Source organism: Lysobacter sp. CA196 (assembly GCF_052078695.1).
In the GTDB taxonomy this organism is placed as follows: Bacteria; Pseudomonadota; Gammaproteobacteria; order Xanthomonadales; family Xanthomonadaceae; genus Lysobacter.
Genome location: NZ_JBQJIN010000066.1, coordinates 265 through 1419 on the forward strand (window position 1 = coordinate 265; position 1155 = coordinate 1419).

Annotated in this window: 1 protein-coding gene; it reads right to left on the reverse strand. The window is 67.1% G+C overall.

Annotated features, from left to right (window positions below):
* Nucleotides 1-1155, reverse strand: a 1155-nt coding sequence (locus ACTOWK_RS23570; protein ID WP_441332502.1) for a DUF7507 domain-containing protein, incomplete at both ends; no start/stop codon positions are given.

A 1155-nucleotide genomic window follows, 5' to 3' on the forward strand; every position in this document is an offset into this window, starting at 1 on the left:
CCGTCAACACGCAGGTCGCGCCCGGCGCCACCGATGCACAGGTGGTCGTGCTCGGGGTGATCTTGCTGTCGTTCACCACCACGTTGGTCAGGTTGCCGCTGGCGCTGGTGTTGGTCACCGTCACCGTATAGGTCAGCACGTCGCCCACCGACACCGTGCCGCTGCCGTCGTTATCGGCGTTGGCCATGGTCTTGGCGAGCGTCTGGCTCAACGCCGTCACCGGCGTGGTCACCGTCGTCGTGCAGGCCGGATCGGTGCTGCCCACCGGGCAGACCGGGCTGGTCGAGGTTGCGGTGTTGCTGACCGAACCGGCGGTCACGTCGGCCGCGGTCACCGTGTAGGTGCCCGTCAACACGCAGGTCGCGCCCGGCGCCACCGATGCACAGGTGGTCGTGCTCGGGGTGATCTTGCTGTCGTTCACCACCACGTTGGTCAGGTTGCCGCTGGCGCTGGTGTTGGTCACCGTCACCGTGTAGGTCAGCACGTCGCCCACCGACACCGTGCCGCTGCCGTCGTTATCGGCATTGGCCATGGTCTTGGCGATCGTCTGGCTCAACGCCGTCACCGGCGTGGTCACCGTCGTCGTGCAGGCCGGATCGGTGCTGCCCACCGGGCAGACCGGGCTGGTCGAGGTCGCGGTGTTGACCACGTTGCCGGCGGTCACGTCGGCCGCGGTCACCGTGTAGGTGCCGGTCAAAGTGCAGGTACCACCCGGCGCGACACTGGCGCACGGTGTCGTTCCGCCGGTCGGCGTGATGGTCGGATCGCTCACTACCACGTTATTGAGATTGGTGGTCGTGCTGGTATTGGTCACCGTCACCGTGTAGGTCAGCACGTCGCCCACCGACACCGTGCCGCTGCCGTCGTTATCGGCATTGGTCATGGTCTTGGCGATCGTCTGCGTCGGCGGAATATCGTCGTTGACGATCGTGCACGTTGCGCTCACGCCGTTGGCCAAGGTCAGGCTATTGCCCGACAAGGTGCCGGCGGTGCAGCTCCAGCTACCGGCGGTGTAACCGGCTACGGCAGCTTCGGTCAGGGTGTAGACGCCGGCGCTGACCGGTGCACTGGTCACCGTCGCGGTGCCGCTGACGCCGGTGATCGTGGTCGGGCCGGTCGCGGTCAGCGGGAAGTCCGTGATCGTCGCGGTGCCGC